This window comes from Enterocloster bolteae (assembly GCF_002234575.2).
In the GTDB taxonomy this organism is placed as follows: domain Bacteria; phylum Bacillota; class Clostridia; order Lachnospirales; family Lachnospiraceae; genus Enterocloster; species Enterocloster bolteae.
In genome coordinates this window covers 5,044,475-5,061,817 of sequence record NZ_CP022464.2, presented here as the reverse complement: position 1 = coordinate 5,061,817, position 17,343 = coordinate 5,044,475, and the positions used below count along the sequence as shown (strand labels likewise).

Below are 17,343 nucleotides of genomic sequence, written 5' to 3'. Positions count from 1 at the left end.
AAAGAAGCAAATAATTTGCGAGGAGGAAAATATGCAGAAGGAAAGCATCATGGGGACAACACCGATCCCCCGATTAATCATAAAAACGTCCATACCACTGATTATATCATTGCTGGTAAACAATCTTTATAACCTTGTGGACAGTATCTTTGTCTCCCGTGTCAGCGAGGATGCGCTGACGGGAATCTCAATTGCGGCGCCGCTGCAGATGCTCATGATTGCGCTGGGATGCGGGCTGGCCGTGGGGCTGAACGCAATGGTATCCAAAGCCATGGGAGAAAAGCAACCGGAGGAAGTAAAAAAGACAACATCGGCGGCAATCGTCATGGCATTCGGAGCGTATCTGATTAATGTAATTGTCTGCCTGTTACTTGTAAAACCATACTTTGCATGGCAGGCCGGCGGGAATGAAGTGATTGCGCGGTACGGAATTTCCTATATACGGATCTGCATGCTCTTTTCCTTTGGCCAGATGCTCCAGTGGGTGTTTGACCGGCTGTTGATTGCGACAGGAAAATCCAATCTGTTCCTTGCCACGCTGGGGACAGCTTCCCTCGTGAATGTGATTTTAGACCCAATCCTGATATTTGGATATTTTGGTTTTCCGGCCATGGGGACGGCAGGGGCGGCCGCAGCGACCGTTACGGGGCAGCTGGCAGGAGGACTTCTTGGAATTTATCTGAATATAAAAAGGAACAAAGAAATCCCGGTTCATTTTACCCTGCATATCCAGAAAAAGTATGTGGCTAATATCCTGAAAGTTGGAATCCCCACAGCGATTGTACAGGGAATCATGTCCGTCATGGGAATATTTATCAATACCATCCTGTACCAGTTTTCATCAACAGCAGTGGCAATCTATGGAATCCTGATGAAAGTTCAGAACCTGGCACAGATTGGCGTCCAGGGAATGAACAACGGCCTGATCCCGATTATTGCTTACAATTATGGGGCCGGAAAAGAAAAGAGAATCCATGAGACAATCCGGTGCGCATTTCTTTATGCAGTGATAATCATGACAGTGGTCCTGATTTCTCTTGAATTGATACCGGATAAAATCCTGATGTTGTTTGACGCCTCTGAGCAGATGATACGGCTCGGTATTCCAGCGGTCAGAATTATGTCGGTCAGCTTTTTTGTATCGTCGGTGGGGATTATATTTGCGGCAATTTTTCAGGGGTTTGGAAATGGAAACTACAGCATGTATCTTGCATTCATGCGCCAGGTAATTCTGCTCATACCGATTCTTCTGATTGGAGCAGCTATGGGAAATATAACGGTTATCTGGTCGGGGTTTGCGGTGGCGGAGGCTCTGTCCATTCCTTTTGGAATGTGGTTATATGGAAAAGTAACACAAAATATGATTGCGCCTATGGCAGAAACTTATGGGGAAAACAGGGTCGAAACTGCATAGAAACAATAAAGCAATAAGTGTCAATTATATGTAGAACACACGATGCTTTGTGGGTATAGAGGGAAATGGAGACAAGGGAGGTGATAGATTAGAATGGCAAACTATGTGGAAAACCCTGATTCCGTGATTCAAAATCTGGAGGATGCCGGATGTGATATGGAGATGGTGGCAGAGTTTATGAAATTAGGCATCGCTGGAAACCGGCAGAACCAGTTAAAGCTGTTGGAACAGCATAGAAAACGCCTGTTGGAAAAAGTACATACGAATGAAAAGCGGATTGACTGCCTGGACTATCTGGTGTTTCAGATGAATAAAGAAGAATAACAGGATTATATAAGGAAGGAGTGCTGAACCCTGCCTATACCTTTACGCTGCCCAGGTATCAGATGGTGGCAGGCTTTTATGATATTATGTCTCATATTCTGGAACAGTATTTTTCCGGTGAGGATGACAATACTTCCGATTATATTATGGAGGGGATGTTAAAATCCATGATTCACAGCTCCAGGATTGCAGTTAAGAATCCTTTGGACTATGAGGCCAGAAGCAATATCATGTGGACCGCTACATGGGCATTAAATACACTGGTGTCCAAAGGAAAGACAACAGACTGTATAGTGCATATGATTGGGCAGCCGGCAGGAGCTTACACGGATGCCACTCATGGAATGACACTGTCTGCCGTTTCCATGGCCTATTACAGATTCCTGATGCCTTACGGCCTTGCTAAATTCAAACGGTATGCTGTCAATGTATGGGATGTGGACCCAGCCGGAAAAACCGATGAGGAACTTGCGGCGGAGGGCCTGAAACAGATGGATAGCTACATGAAGGAACTGGGCCTTGTAATGAGTATCCGCGAACTGGGAGTCACAGAGGAAATGATCGGGGGCATAGCGAACGGTACATTTGTGATGGACGGCGGCTATAAGGTACTGACCCATGATGAGATTGTACAGATTTTGAAGGAAAGCATGGCATAAAAAGTATACCCAAAAGGTACCCCGTAATTCAAGCCTTGCGGGCAGGGCGCGCTTTGCGCGGTAAGATATGGAAGAAAAGAAAGGAACATTATCATGGCAAATTACATTGCAGAATTAAGTAAAGATGTAGAAAGAAAACACGTGAGATATAATAACCGTTACGGACTTGCCATTGCAGCAGATCTCTATCAGGCAAAGGCGATCGATGGCAGCGAAACGCATCCGGCGATTATCGTGGGTGCGCCCTATGGCGGCGTAAAAGAGCAGGGGCCTTGTGTTTATGCCAATGAACTGGCCAAAAGAGGATTTGTGGTCCTGACCTTTGACCAGTCCTTTATGGGGGAGTCCGCCGGGGAGCCGAGGAATCTTTCGTCGCCGGAAATCTTTACGGAGAATTTCAGCGCAGCGGTGGATTACCTTGGAGTCAAAGTCCCATATGTGGACTGTGATAAAATCGGGGTAATCGGTATCTGTGGTTCCGGAGGCTTCGCTTTATCCGCAGCACAGGCGGATACAAGAATCAAAGCGGTGGCAACCGCAAGCATGTATGTCATGACAACCGCCGTCCGCGGCACGCAGGATCAAGCTGCGCTGGCAGAAATGAAAGAACGGCTGTCTCTGAAACGGTGGGAAGATTTTGAACAGGGATATCCGGAATATATTCCCAGTTTTCCGGAAGAACCTATAGATGCAGTGCCGGAAGGAATGCCGGAGCCGGGAGCTGAATGGTTCCGCTTCTACGCAGTAAAGAGAGGCCACCATCCGAACGCCAGAGGCGGATTTACTACAACCAGTGATCTGGCATTTTTGAATGCCGACTTAACCGCGTTTGTTGGGGAGATATCACCAAGGCCCGTTCTCTTTATTGCAGGTGACCGTGCCCACTCAAAGTTCTTTTCTGAAATGGTATACGAGAAAGCACAGGAGCCGAAGGAACTTTATGTGGTGGAGGATGCGGAGCACATTGATTTATATGACAGGACAGATCGGATTCCCTTTGATAAGCTGGAGCGCTTTTTCAGAGAGAATTTGTGAAAGGAAGGAAATGTATGAGTAAAAGAATTCTGGTTTTATCGACCAGCCCCCGTATCGGCGGAAATTCGGAGACACTGGCGGATGTATTTATAAAAGGCGCAGAGGAGGCAGGTCATGAGACAAAGAAAATCTGCCTTTATGATAAGAAAATTGAATTCTGCAAGGGCTGCCTGGGCTGCCAGACCACAGGGAAATGTATCCTGCGCGACGACGCAGAAAGAATTATAGCGCAGATGAAAGCAATGGATGTATTGGTATTTGCGACCCCGATTTATTTCTATGAGATGTCGGGGCAGATGAAAACATTGTTGGACCGCACCAATCCGCTGTTCCCGGCAGAGTATGAATTCCGTGACATTTATCTGCTGGCCACTTCGGCGGACGAGGAGGAAAGCTCTATGGAGGCTGCAGTGAAAGGCCTGGAGGGCTGGATCAGCTGTTTTGAAAAGTCCCGTCTGGCCGGCGTCGTGCGCGGAACCGGTGCTGACAAAAAAGGAGCAATAGAGGAATGTGGGGAAGCGCTGTCTGCCGCATATGAAATGGGTAGAAATGTTTAGAAGGAGGCCGGGGCAATTTCCCTGGTGACAACCATACCGGTCGCTGCAATCGCCTCTAAATAGTGAGATGCAGACAGTTAAAACCGCCCGTACCCAAAATGGCTGAGTATTTCTGAAATCCAGAAAACCCAGCCATATGATATACTCAAAAAGCATAGAAATAAATTTGATATAAGCATTGGATATTTCATGCTATTGGTATTAAAATATCGTCAGATAAAGAAAAAGAGTAAAACGGCAAAGTTTATTTAAAGTTTATACTTATGTTAGCCAGCCGTTATTTTCGTCAGTTAGGATAGTTCATATTAAGAAACCGACTCACATTATTTTAAGGAGGAGCAGACAAAATGAAACAGATTAATCAGAAGTTTTTAACAGGAGAGCGCGCGTTATTCCAGGGTAAGGATTTGAAAATCTATGATACCACTTTTGCTGATGGGGAATCCCCTTTAAAGGAAAGCAGAAACATTGAGCTTTACCGCAGCATGTTCAAGTGGAAATATCCGCTGTGGTACAGTCACAATATTAAAATGGAGGACTGCGTGCTGTTTGAGATGGGGCGTGCCGGAATCTGGTATACGGAGAATATCTCCATGAAAAACTGTATTGTGGAGGCTCCAAAAAATTTCCGCCGTACCACCGGAATCGAACTGGAGCGCGTTACCATGCCGAATGCAGGTGAGACCCTGTGGAACTGCTATCAGATCCGGATGGACCAGGTATCCGCGAAAGGCGATTATTTTGCAATGAACAGCAGCAATCTTTATATCGACGGCTTTGAACTGGTTGGAAATTATTCCTTTGATGGGGTTAAAAATGCGGAAATTCATCACGCAAGGCTGCTGTCCAAGGACGCGTTCTGGAACAGTGAAAATGTAACGGTTTATGATTCCTTTATTTCCGGCGAATATTTAGGCTGGAATGCGAAGAACTTAACGCTCATCAACTGTACCATTGAAAGCAGCCAGGGTATGTGTTACATTGACAATCTGGTGATGAAAAACTGCCGCCTTTTAAATACAACGCTTGCATTTGAATATTCCACGGTGGATGTGGAGGTGAACAATACCATTGACAGCGTTTTAAATCCCAACAGCGGCATAATCCGGGCAGGAAAAATCGAAGAACTGATTATGGATGCATCAAAGATTGATGTGACAAAAACGTTCATTCAGACGGAAGAATTAAAGGAGGCTGTGTAGGATGCCTTACAATTTTGATGAGTTAACCGAGCGCCGGGGAACAGGTTCCATGAAGTGGGATGTACCGGAGGGTGAGCTTCCCATGTGGGTGGCGGATATGGATTTTGAGACAGCCCCGGAAATCAGGGAAGCGCTGATGAAACGGGCAGCCCATGGGATTTTTGGCTATACGGTAGTTCCGGACGCATGGAGAGAAGCGGTCACCGGCTGGTGGGAACGGCGGCACGGCTTTGTGATGGAAAAAGACTGGCTGGTATTTACCACCGGAGTGGTTCCGGCTATTTCAAGCGGCGTCAGAAAGCTGACGACGGTTGGAGAAAATGTGCTGGTTCAGACACCGGTCTACAACATCTTTTTTAATTCTATCCGAAACAATGGCCGGAACATCATCGAGAACAGGCTGCTCTATGATGGAGCGGGCTACCGGATTGACTGGGAGGACTTAGAGAAGAAGCTGTCAGATCCGCAGACGACTCTGATGATTCTCTGTAATCCTCACAATCCCACCGGAATGATCTGGACGCGGGAAGAACTGGGGAGAATCGGAGAGCTATGTGCGGCCAATCATGTGAAGATTATGTCGGATGAGATTCATTGTGATCTGACAGAGCCGGGGTACGGTTATATTCCCTTTGCATCAGTATCAGAAACATGCGCTCAGAACAGCGTCACCTGCATCGCTCCAACGAAAGCCTTTAATCTGGCTGGTTTGCAGACAGCAGCTGTCATGGTGCCAAACGAAGAACTACATCACAAGATGGAGCGCGCTTTGAATACGGATGAAGTAGCGGAACCCAACGCCTTTGCGATTGAAGCTGCCATTGCAGCATTTACAAAAGGCGAGGGCTGGCTGGATGCGCTTAGGGTGTATTTGGCAGAAAACAGGAAAACAGTCCGTAAATTTCTGAACGATGAAATCCCGGAGATGTCTCTGGTACCGGCCCACGCCACCTATCTGCTCTGGCTGGACTGCCGTAAAATCATTGTGGATGCGTCAGAATTATGCCGGTATCTCAGAAAGGAGACAGGACTTTACCTGTCAGCCGGTATGGTATATGGCGGAAACGGCAGAGAATTTCTGCGAATGAATACAGCCTGCCCGAAAGAACGGCTTCTGGATGGTTTGGAGCGTTTGAAACAGGGCGTTAAGACCTATGAGGAATATGCAGCCGGAAGCTGTTGATGATGATAGAAGGGTGACCATGTACTATAAAAAGTTTCGTTCATTAAATTTATCAGCATTGGGGCTGGGCGCATTGCGCCTGCCCATGGAAAAGGACAATCCAAAAAGCGTTGTCCGCAGAAATTCCTGCATGTACGGTCCTTCCATATTTAAAGTTGGAGCAATAAGATTTTACAATATTGATTAGAATAAGCATTGTCTCAATAAAAAAACAGCTCCTTTTCAGGACATAAGAAATAGATGCCAGGCTCCGGAAGACGACTTTTCCGGGGCTTTTTGCGTATGCCGGGGATGGCGCTAATCTTGCTGAGGCGATGAAGCAGGTAAGGCTGTTCAATAACCTGAAGTCCCAAAAATGCAATTCCTTCCAATGCCTGTCAAAACCACTTGTAGTCAAAGTATGAAAGATGTATAATTACAAAAGAGATGCAAAGCCATGACCACTCTGGAGTGTTATTAACGCATGGAAGAAGATTAAAAAGATGATGCTCTCCCTGTTGGGTCACTGAGGAGGAGGAAGTATGGAAATATTAAATGAAACGCTCAAACGGACAGGCTACGAATATGATACGCTGATGAATCTGCTGCATGTCAGCGTCAGCAAGCATATATTGGATGAGTATTATACCCTGGTATGGTGCAATGACTACTATTATGAACTGATTGGATATTCCAGGGAGGAGTATGAGGCATTGTACCACAATAAGCCGGCTCATTACTATATGAATGACGATTTGAATATCCACGATGAAAAGCTGTGGATGCAGCTGAGCGCCAGGGTAATGGAGACACTGGAATCAGGGGAAAAGTCCTATAATCTGGTTACGCGGATGCGGCGGAAACATAACGGAAACCATCATGATTATATGTGGGTGCGGCTGAATGCATATCTTACGGATGAATATGTGGATGGCTACCAGGTCAGCTATTCGGTCATGACGGATATTACCGATGTGATGGATATGAAGCTGGAGCAGTCAGTGACCTACGACAGCCTGCCGGGGTTTGTCTCCAAGTTCAGAGTTAACCGGAACCTGGACTTTAAGCTGCTGGAGGCAAATGACCGTTTTTTTGACTTTTTTGGGAAAGACAGCATGGACGGCATGGATAATGCTCTTTTTCGTGAAAATATAATACGCAACATGCCGGTATTTCTGGAACATAAAAATGCTGTTACCAATGGCAATTCGGTTCATTTTACGGTACAGATGAAGAACCGGTCTGGCAATGACGCCTGGCTGCAGATTAACGCCTCCTGCATCGGGTATCAGGAGGGCGATCCGGTGTACCTGGCCATTTATATTGATATTACCAACGAAACAGAACTTCGGCAGATGCAGCAGAAATTGGAGGCGCAGGCGAAGGAGCTTCGTTCTGCCCTGGAGACAGCGGAGGAGGCGAACCGTGCAAAATCAGATTTTCTTTCCAGAATGAGCCATGATATCAGGACTCCCTTGAATGCGGTGCTCGGCATGAAGGATATTGCGGAAGCCCATTTGGACGACCCTGCAAAGGTGAAGGACTGCTTAAGGAAGATTGGTTTGTCAGGGCAGCATCTGCTGAGTCTTATTAACGATGTGCTGGATATGTCTAAAATTGAAAGCGGAGAAATGGTTCTCAGGGAAGATTCCATGTCCTTGCCGGAGGTGCTGGAGAATGTAGTGGCCATTATGCAGCCACAGTTCGGCGAGAAGGAGCAGCATTTTTCCATTCGCCTGCGGTCAGTGGTGCACGAACAGTTTTTAAGTGATGCCCTGCGTATGAGGCAGATTTTTATCAATATCTTGTCTAACGCATATAAGTTTACCCCTGTCAATGGAACTGTTTCCATGGATGTCTGCGAGAAGCAGGCTGTGGACGGAACAGCCCTCTTTCGCTTTTCAATAACTGACACGGGAATCGGCATGAAACCGGAATACCTGGCCCAAATCTTTACGGCATTCAGCAGAGAACGGGACAGCCGTGTGGATAAGACGGAAGGAACCGGTCTTGGAATGGCAATCACAAAAAGGTTCGTGGATATGATGGGAGGAACTATTGAGGTTACCAGCGAATTGGGAAAAGGGACCTGCTTCAGGGTGGAACTACCACTGAAAATAGAAGAGAACCAGTTTATAAAAGGGGAATTTCCAGGGTTGAGAATCATTGTCACAGATGATGACGCAGTCATGTGCGAGTATATGGCTGAGATGCTCGGACAATTGGGTATCCATGCGGATTGGGTCGACAGCGGCATCCAGACTGTGGAAATGATAAAGACAGCAAAGCAGAACGGGGAAATGTATGACGCGGTGCTTCTTGACTGGAAAATGCCGGATCTGGACGGATTTGAAACCACCCGCCGGATTCGGGAATTGTGCGGCGGCCAGCTGCCGGTACTGATTATCTCAGCTTACGATTGGAGCGATGTTGAAAAAGATGCAAAAAAGGCGGGTGTCACAGGTTTTCTGCAGAAACCGATATTCGTCTCGACCCTGATTCATGGGCTGCAGCGGTATGTGCTTGAGGGACAGCCGGCCAGGAAAACGCAGGGGACAGATACCGGAGCCAGGTTTACGGGCAGGCGCTTCCTGCTCATAGAAGACAATGCAATCAATCAGGAGGTTGCCAGGGAACTCCTGGCCGACATGGGCGCTGAAGTGGATACTGCAAGTGACGGAGCCGAGGGGGTGGAGACGTTCAGACGCTCCCCGGACGGTTTCTATGACGTAATTTTAATGGATGTCCAGATGCCGGTGATGAACGGATATGAGGCCACTAGAGCCATCCGCACCATGGACCGTGACGGGGCCAAGGCAGTTCCCATCCTTGCCATGACAGCGGATGCGTTTTCGGAGGATATCCAGGCTGCGAAAGACGCCGGAATGAACGGACATATGGCAAAACCCCTGGACAAAGCAATCCTGTGGAGGGAAATAGGAAAATACTTAAACAGTGATTTTTCCCCAGAAACAGCCGGCAAATCCGGCGTGAATCACTAAATAGCCATAAAGGCGATGAGAAAGTAAAATCCCGGAGGACACCTGAATGGAGATTAACCTGAGTTATGAACAGCTCAATGCTGAATACAGTATGCTGATGAGTGTTTTAGGCGCAAGCGTCAGCAAGCATCTGGTAGATGATCATTTTACCTGTATCTGGGCAAATGATTACTACTATGAGCTAATCCGCTATCCGAAGCCCCTGTATGAACATCTGTTTCGCAATCACTGCGATGAATATTTTTATAATAATCCCAAAGGATGGACCAGGCTGACGGAACAGGTCCATTCTGCACTGGAGCAGGGGAAAAGCGGCTATTCCTTATATCTTCCCATGATATATCCGGATGGAGGGACTTTCTGGGTCAGGTTGCAGGCGGTGTTTACTGATGAGTTTATCAATGGATACCGTGTGTCCTATACAACGATGGTTGATGTGACTGATATGATGCAGGCCCGGCTGGAACAAAAGGAAACCAGGCAGGATTTTGATAAAATGATGCAGGAGCAGGCGATGATTATGAGTGCGCTTAATATAAGCGTCAGCAAACACCTGATTGATGAACATTATACCTGTGTCCTGGCCAATGAGTATTACTATAAGCTGATTGGCTATTCAAAGGCAAGATACGAGGCGTTGTTCCACAATCATCCGGATGAGTTCTTTGCCAATAACCCGGAGGGCTGGGAACTCCTGACAAGCAAAGTTGAAGCTGTTCTGAAAAATAATGGGGATGGATATGAGGCGATTGTGCCCATGAAATATGAGGACGGTTCAAGCTACTGGGTCAAGCTGGTGAGCTTTTTTACAGATGAATACATAGACGGATTCCGCATTTCTTACACGGTAATGACAGATGTAACAGAATTAATGAGAACAAAAAACGAGCAGGAAATGCTTATGAGTGCAATGGAGGTCAGTGTCAGCAGGCACTTGATGGATGAACATTTTACTGTTATCTGGGCTAATGAATGTTACTACCGGATGATTGGGTACACGAAAGAGGACTATGAGACCAGATTCCATAACTGCTGCGATGCGTATTTCTGGGACAATGAAACCGGTTTGAGGATTATTAATGAGAATATCCAGAGTATGACCAATGCGGATGAGAAAAGTTACGAGGCATATCTGCCGCTTAAAATGCCGGACGGTTCCATGCGCTGGGTCAAAATAGTGGGTTTTCTGACAGATGAATACATGGATGGAATACAGATTGCCTACACCACAATGATTGATGTCACAGATTTGGTGCAGACCCAGAAGGAGCGGAGTATTGCTTATGAGAATATTCCGGGATTCATAGTCAGGCACCGCATCCTGCCGCAGGGGATTGTGATGCTTGACGCCAGCGAACGGATTAAAGATATTTTTGATGTCAGCATGGAGGATATCGCCGCCATCGACCCGCTGGAGGTGATGTCCGGGGAAAGCCGGGAGCTAATAATCAGCCATTTTCCGGGTCTGAGAAGAGGGGAGCCCCTTGAGGCGACTATACGTATTAAAGATAAATATGACCGTGACCGGTGGTTCCACTTCAACAGCACCTGCATTGATACAATATCGGATGACCCCGTGTACCTGTCTATGTTTATAGATATTACGGATATTACAGAATTGAGGGAACTTCAGCGCAAACTGGAAGAGCGGACCGACATGCTTAACAGCGCCCTGGAGGCGGCAAAATATGCGAATGCGGCAAAGTCTGACTTTCTTTCACGCATGAGCCATGATATCCGTACACCCATGAATGTGATCACCGGTATGGCTGAAATTGCAGCCGCCCATATTGGGGATCAGGACCGTGTGAAGGATTGTCTTCAGAAAATCCGTTTATCCAGCCATCATCTTCTGGGGCTGATTAACGACGTGCTGGATATGTCCAAAATTGAAAATGGTAATTTTTCTATCAGCATGGCTCCAATGTGTCTGCCGGATGAGCTGCAGGAGATTATCACAATTGTGCTGCCAGGCATCCGCAAAATGAATCAGAGATTTGATGTGTACCTGGAAGGTCCGGGCTGGGAGAACTTCATGAGTGACGCGCTCCGCTTCCGCCAGATTCTTCTCAATCTTCTCTCCAATGCTTCAAAATTTACTCCCAAAGACGGGAGGATTATCTTAAAAATAGAGATACAGGAAACAGAGTCTGCAAAAAAAGCCATGATCTGCTTTACCGTGTCTGACAATGGGATTGGTATGAGTCCGGAATATCTGGAGCAGATTTTTGAACCGTTTACCCGTGAAAGGGACAGCCGTATCGACCAAATCGAGGGAAGCGGGCTGGGAATGGCAATTACGAAGCGTCTGATTGACCTGCTGGGGGGCACTATAACAGTTAAAAGCCAGTTGGGTGTGGGAACTGTGTTCGATGTTCTGATGCCCATGGATGTCCTGGCTGATTCAGAAGAGGAACAGAAAGATTTCAGGGGATTACATGTCCTGCTGATAGACGATGACCCTGTACAGCAGGCGTGTGCAGGCAGTTTGCTCCGTTCTATGGGGATGGAGGTGGAGTGCACGGATTTTGAGGAAGCGGGGAAACGCTTCCTGACACATTGGGGGACAGAAAACTTCGGTTTTATCATTCTGGGTTTAAGTCTGGCGGAAGTTGAACGTATGGAGAAGACAGAAATGATCTGCAGGGGGATTCATGGCAGGGTGCCTTTGGTGGTGTCTGCCTATGATGTAAGCGGAATGAAAGAAAGAGCCATGGCATGGGGGGTCTGTGGATTTATGAGTAAACCGCTATGCCGGTCCGGGGTGATTGACTGCATGAACCGGTGCCGGATAGGGGAGGAATTGATGCGGCCGGATACGAAACTGGTGAGGCTGGAAAAGAAGCCGGGACAGCCGGATACGGAACCACTGGATTTCGCCGGAAGCCAGGTCCTCCTCGTTGAGGATAATGAGCTTAACCGCGAGATTGCCCTGGAACTGCTGGGCGGATTCGGGATGGAACTGGAAGCTGCAGTCAACGGGAGGGAGGCCCTTAAACGTTTTGAGGAGAGCCGGCCAGGGTATTATTCTTTGATTCTCATGGATATTCAGATGCCTGTGATGAACGGATATGAGGCAGCCCGCGCTATCCGTTCGCTTTCAAGAGAGGACGCAAAGACGGTTCCTATCCTGGCAATGACCGCTGACGCCTTTGTTGAGGACATAGAGAACACAAAGGCCGCGGGTATGAACGGCCATTTGGCAAAGCCTTTGGATTTTAAACAGCTTGTGCGTGAAATAGGACAATATCTGCACGTATAGCACAGATGCAGATTCCTGGCCTGCTCTGAGGTACATACAGAAAACAGTGAAGATATTCATTTTTATATTGGCATTTTTTACTTATGAAGCACCTGCTTTACTTTTTGCAGTATTATAATTCATTCCGGATCCTTCAACGTATTAAAGATGGAACCGGAGGGGAGTTTTGATAAGACCATACAAACATCTTGATAGATCAACGCAAACGCATTACTAAACGCATCTGGTAATGCGTCGCTCCTTTGGGTTTTCAAGGCAGTGATAACAGCTTCCATTGCGAGCGCGATTTCACTGTAATCAGGATAATACGACTTGTCAATTGCCTGCATATAGTGTCCCCATATCAGCAGGTCGTCTAGCTGCCGAAAAATATTTTTAAGGGATTGGTATGGCAGGAGCTGGATGAAGGCATTCATAAGCAACTGAAAAGACAAGGGGGTGATTCTGTTATCCGATGCTGTGCGAAGCCTGCTTTCCACGGACTGGCCCAGGTAATCCGGAATAAAGGAAATGGATGATGCACAGCAGCGTGCAGTGAGAGCTACAATTTGAAGGGCTTCCAGGAAAAAGGATAGCCGTTCCTGTATCACCGGCTCCGCCAGATCCAGCTCACTTTTAAACGAAGTATATCCTTCCGGCGTAATTATACTCCCCTTTTTATCAATTGTCTGTGCGATCCCCAGTGAATTGAGCAGGCTAACCGCCCGTCTTGCAGTATTTTTTGTTATGTTGTATTCTTCCATCAGCTTTGGTATAGAGGGTAAATACGGTTCGTTGTCAAACTCCCCGGCAATAATCCTGCGTACAATGGTCATCGCCAGCCGGGAATATAGCTCGGAATGTCCTTTTATTCTGAACCAGCGGATGTCCTCATTCTTATTTGAATTGCTTTCGGTATATTTGCCCAAAGCATATAAGTAATTGTCAACCCTTTCTCCTGAATCGCGGTATAATTTTGACGCATCGGCATAAAAGTCATCAAACTGTTTCTGTTTAATTTGAATGATAGCTTTGCTGAACCAAGTTTTTGTTCTTTCAAAAGTCGTAGCAAAAGGATTATCTATGCCGGGAATTGGTACGAATGGGACGTGAAGATAGTTTTCACTGTCAAACTCCAGATCGATGATTAACTGATTTTTTAATGGACGGAGCAATGCTGTAAAAAAGGCATTGGCCAGCTGATAGTGATCTGGCAGTTCCATCTGTTCTGATATATGATTCAAAATCTTATCCAACCAATACAAATCTGACTCGTTACACCGTTTGGCGCCCTCACGATAGAGGATTGGCATCAGCACCCCCAATCCCTTATATGCGTCGGCAATTTCCTCACGGTTCTGAACCAGAAATTCGGCATGGGCTTCCTTTGAGGTACGATAAGTTACTACAGACGGCTGTCCCTGCGCTGTGCGGATATATCCTTCTTCAGCAAGGAGCTTCATCACTTTGCGAACCGTAGTTATCCCCGCGTTGTATCGCTGGCAGATTTCCCGCTGTGAAGGAAACTCCTGTCCATAAATAAAAGTACCGTTACATATCTGTGTGGTAATGGTCTGATACAGATACTGATATAGCTGTTGATCATGGCTCATGGGTTTGGCCTCCTTTCATGGAAACGTTCTCCTTATTAAGAAGCAGAGAAAAAATGCAGAGATTTTTTATTAATAGCTGCTTTTCTTAAATCAACTTCATTATATCAGCTCTTTCGTGTCTCTTCAACTTGATTTCCTAACATTCATATGCTAAACCCGGCTTGCATAGATGCCGTGGCTCTGGGAGATGGATTCCCTTTTGGGTGTTTCTTTATAGGTTATCTCTGATTTACGTTTTCAGGACAGCCCCTTTTCACTCCCCCTTTTATATTTATAACAGTAAATACAGCCGCATGCCAAGAGCAGGCGGATAATCTAAAGGATAGTATATAGCTATATATTTCTGTCCAATAAATACATTGCATGTATGCCTATTTGCAGCTTCAGCATATTTTCTGGCAGCCCGATATTGTAAGGCAGCATTTCCTGAATTCTGGTCAGATAATTCATCAAGGTATTGCGATGGATATGCAGATAAGACGCAGTTTTGCTGATGTTATAATGATTCCCGATATATGTTCTCAATATATGGACATAATTGACATCGGAATTACCGGCCTTGCTTAAGGGCTCTATGGTATCTCTGTACATTTCCTCCAGACTTTCCTGGGGCATGGTCGAGAGCCATTGATAAACCTGAATGGTGCGGAATAAAAACACATTTTCTTCCGGATAGAGTTTTCTGCCCAATTTCATTGCGTCGATAGCCTGAAAAAACGCCTTTGAGATCTGCTGTAGATCAGAGGAATACAAGCTGACACCAATATATGTGGAAATATTATTGTGATTAAAAATATGCCAGATTTTTTTTGCTGCTTCCGAAGCCTGGTATTCTGCTGTTTCCTGTGATATGACATCAGAAAAGAGCAGATACAGAACATAATGGGTGTGAGTTTTTAGGAAAAAAACGTTGCATCCATAGGTGTTCATGATCCAGGTGGTTATGGACGAGAAGATTTCTCTGGTTATATATTTACGTGTGGATGTGGTGGGTACCTCACTGTCAAATTCTATGGATAAACAAATACGGTGTTTGGAGTAATCAAAATTGTACATCTTGCAATAGCGAAGAATCGTTTCGTTTGAATTTGACTGCGCCATGATTACGGAGGCCGCAAAATCCTGGGTGTTTACTTTATTATTAGCTGTTAATTGAAATAAGGCCGATATGTCCTTTACAACCCTGTAATGCCAGTCTTCCAGTTTGTTTATCTCCGGAATAATTAAGAACGTTGTATCTCCGTCAATGTTTCCCGATGATAATAGAATACAGTTTATTTCACCTTTTGGGCTGCTGATAGAGAATTGGTGGAATTGGTATGGCTGCTGCTGATGCCTTTTCAGAAGAGTATTCTGTATATTTTTATCCAGCTCCATCAAAACTTCTTTGTGAAGGAGGTTCTGCAAAGAAAAATCATCACTTGGACCATAGGAATATTCTATCAGCTCAAACTGAGAATTTATCAGGAAAACAGGATTTCTAAGCACCAGGCTTAATTCAGACAGCATTCTCTCCGGTACCTTATACTTGCTGAATGAATTGACAATATCCTTGTATGCAATGGAAACATGGTACATATCATCTAGCTGCTCCTCAAATATACGTTTATAAATCATAGAAGCAAAATCACAAAAGTAAAGATTATATGGCATTTCGTATATGGGAAAATCCAGTTTGTTTCCGTCGTCAAGTATGATGCCGGGAATCTCGTTGTGATAGCGGTGTAGTTTTACACCAAGCGCAGCGCAGCCTTTTTCCTTAAGGGAAGCGATAAAACCTTTCAGCATGGATGGATTATGACTGGTGATATATCCGGAATCCACAACAAATTCTCCTCCATGCAGCCAGTCCAGAATCTCAGGTGTGTCGATTATGGTGAACGAGGTAACTTCTCTGTTTGTCCCGCAAAATCCGGCAACACAACGGATTTGTTCAAGGTCTGATGTAAAATCTGCAACTGTAACCATGGTGTTCCATCCTTTCTAAAACAATTAGATGTAATTATATCAGCTGTCATATTATTAAGCAATGTGCAGTTTTTTGAATTTAAATGAAAAAAATGTGCACTTTGACCAGGACTGTGCAAAAAAATAATGATAATATATAGAAGAATATATAAATTTGCAGAAAAAAGCTGGGATTAACAGAAAAAAGGCAGTTTGTTTCCGCGATTATAAGTAGTTGTTGGTGAAATTTTCGCAAATGAAAGAGTCGGAAATAGCTATGATCCTGCTGAATATACAGATATGATTCTAAATCTGTTAAATTCAAACAAAATTTAATACATCACTGGCTGATGTAAATTAACAGCTGACGGGGGGGGGGGTGTATGTTTATAAGATTTATAGTAACTCGTTAATCGTGTAGTCCAATTGACTATACCATCATTATGCAAGGAGGTTGCGAAATGAGTAATATTGAGCAAGTCCAACAGGTTTCCAATTCACCTATTCTGTGGCTCTTATGCGGCGTTACGGTTGTCATATCTGCTATACAGACAGTGCTTTACATGAGACAGTGCAGCAAGACTACCAGGGCGGCAGGTCTGGATCCGAAGATTCCCAAGGAAGCTTTCCGCGTGGGACTGATATCCGCTATAGGTCCTGCTTTGGGTGTGTTTATCGTAATGGTTGGACTTATGGCTTCCATCGGAGGCCCCATGGCATGGCTCCGTCTTTCCATCATCGGCGCTGCTGCCACAGAGCTTTCAGCAGCCAATATTGGTGCAGAAGCATGTGGAGTTACTCTGGGCACAGAGCAGTATACTCTGATCTGTCTTGCGGTTTCATGGTTTACCATGGCCTTAAACGGTGCAGGCTGGCTTCTCTTCACCGGTGTTGCCACTCCGTCTTTAGAGACGCTGCGCAATAAGGTATCCGGTGGAGATATGAAATGGCTGGTTGTGCTTAGCGGTGCGTGCTCCCTTGGTATTTTTGGTTATCTGAACGCAGGTGAAATCTTAAAAGGGATGGGAAATACACTGGCAGTTTTGACAGGTGCTGTTTCAATGGTCCTGCTTGTGAAAACCGTATGTAAAAAATATCCTAAATTGATGGAATATTCCCTGGGTATCGCCATGATCATTGGCATGATATTCGCATTGGGATATGATCAGTTACTCAAATAGACCAGG

At 45.6% G+C, this 17,343-nt stretch carries 12 protein-coding genes and 1 pseudogene; 11 read left to right on the top strand and 2 right to left on the bottom strand.

The window, feature by feature from the left end; genetic code table 11:
- The first annotated feature begins 31 nt into the window (after positions 1 to 31).
- The 10 genes and pseudogenes from CGC65_RS23280 to CGC65_RS23235 all read left to right on the top strand — a co-directional run bounded on the left by CGC65_RS23280 (position 32) and on the right by CGC65_RS23235 (position 12,617).
- Positions 32 to 1,414 carry an MATE family efflux transporter gene (locus CGC65_RS23280; protein WP_002568729.1) on the top strand — a complete coding sequence of 461 codons (1,383 nt, stop codon included), beginning with the start codon at positions 32 to 34 and terminating at the stop codon, positions 1,412 to 1,414.
- 93 nt (positions 1,415 to 1,507) lie between these two features.
- Complete coding sequence (locus CGC65_RS23275; RefSeq protein ID WP_002568728.1) at positions 1,508 to 1,738, top strand: MerR family transcriptional regulator; 231 nt, start codon at positions 1,508 to 1,510, stop codon at positions 1,736 to 1,738.
- 11 nt (positions 1,739 to 1,749) lie between these two features.
- A pseudogene (locus CGC65_RS23270) lies at positions 1,750 to 2,397 on the top strand (dehydroquinate synthase/iron-containing alcohol dehydrogenase family protein); the annotation flags it as partial.
- A 93-nt stretch (positions 2,398 to 2,490) separates the two neighbouring features.
- Positions 2,491 to 3,432 (top strand): alpha/beta hydrolase, encoded by a 942-nt coding sequence (locus CGC65_RS23265; protein ID WP_002568726.1) that lies wholly within the window; start codon positions 2,491 to 2,493, stop codon positions 3,430 to 3,432.
- 14 nt (positions 3,433 to 3,446) lie between these two features.
- A complete protein-coding gene (locus CGC65_RS23260; protein ID WP_002568725.1) occupies positions 3,447 to 3,989 on the top strand; it encodes a flavodoxin family protein in 543 nt (180 codons plus the stop codon).
- A gap of 347 nt (positions 3,990 to 4,336) precedes the next feature.
- Complete coding sequence (locus tag CGC65_RS23255; RefSeq protein ID WP_002568724.1) at positions 4,337 to 5,191, top strand: DUF3737 family protein; 855 nt, start codon at positions 4,337 to 4,339, stop codon at positions 5,189 to 5,191.
- 1 nt (position 5,192) lies between these two features.
- The gene (locus CGC65_RS23250; protein WP_002568723.1) at positions 5,193 to 6,374 is read left to right on the top strand and encodes a MalY/PatB family protein; all 1,182 of its coding nucleotides are present in this window, start codon (positions 5,193 to 5,195) and stop codon (positions 6,372 to 6,374) included.
- Positions 6,346 to 6,561: a hypothetical protein gene (locus CGC65_RS23245; protein WP_146111406.1), complete on the top strand. Its 216-nt coding sequence runs from the start codon at positions 6,346 to 6,348 to the stop codon at positions 6,559 to 6,561. The genes CGC65_RS23250 and CGC65_RS23245 overlap by 29 nt, the downstream gene beginning before the upstream one ends.
- 334 nt (positions 6,562 to 6,895) lie before the next feature.
- Positions 6,896 to 9,355, top strand: a complete 2,460-nt coding sequence (locus CGC65_RS23240) for a response regulator (protein WP_002568721.1) — start codon at positions 6,896 to 6,898, stop codon at positions 9,353 to 9,355.
- A 46-nt stretch (positions 9,356 to 9,401) separates the two neighbouring features.
- Positions 9,402 to 12,617 (top strand): PAS domain-containing hybrid sensor histidine kinase/response regulator, encoded by a 3,216-nt coding sequence (locus CGC65_RS23235; RefSeq protein WP_002568720.1) that lies wholly within the window; start codon positions 9,402 to 9,404, stop codon positions 12,615 to 12,617.
- Positions 12,618 to 12,736: 119 nt separating this feature from the next.
- Here CGC65_RS23235 and CGC65_RS23230 read toward each other — a convergent pair whose 3' ends face one another.
- Positions 12,737 to 14,209 (bottom strand): GntR family transcriptional regulator, encoded by a 1,473-nt coding sequence (locus CGC65_RS23230; RefSeq protein ID WP_002568719.1) that lies wholly within the window; start codon positions 14,207 to 14,209, stop codon positions 12,737 to 12,739.
- A 333-nt stretch (positions 14,210 to 14,542) separates the two neighbouring features.
- On the bottom strand, positions 14,543 to 16,177 hold the full coding sequence (locus tag CGC65_RS23225) for a PucR family transcriptional regulator (protein ID WP_002568718.1): 1,635 nt from the start codon (positions 16,175 to 16,177) through the stop codon (positions 14,543 to 14,545).
- A 440-nt stretch (positions 16,178 to 16,617) separates the two neighbouring features.
- Here CGC65_RS23225 and CGC65_RS23220 point away from each other — a divergent pair, with 440 nt between their 5' ends.
- Entirely contained in the window at positions 16,618 to 17,337 is a 720-nt protein-coding gene (locus CGC65_RS23220; RefSeq protein ID WP_002568717.1) for a DUF5058 family protein, read from the top strand.
- Positions 17,338 to 17,343: the final 6 nt, after the last annotated feature.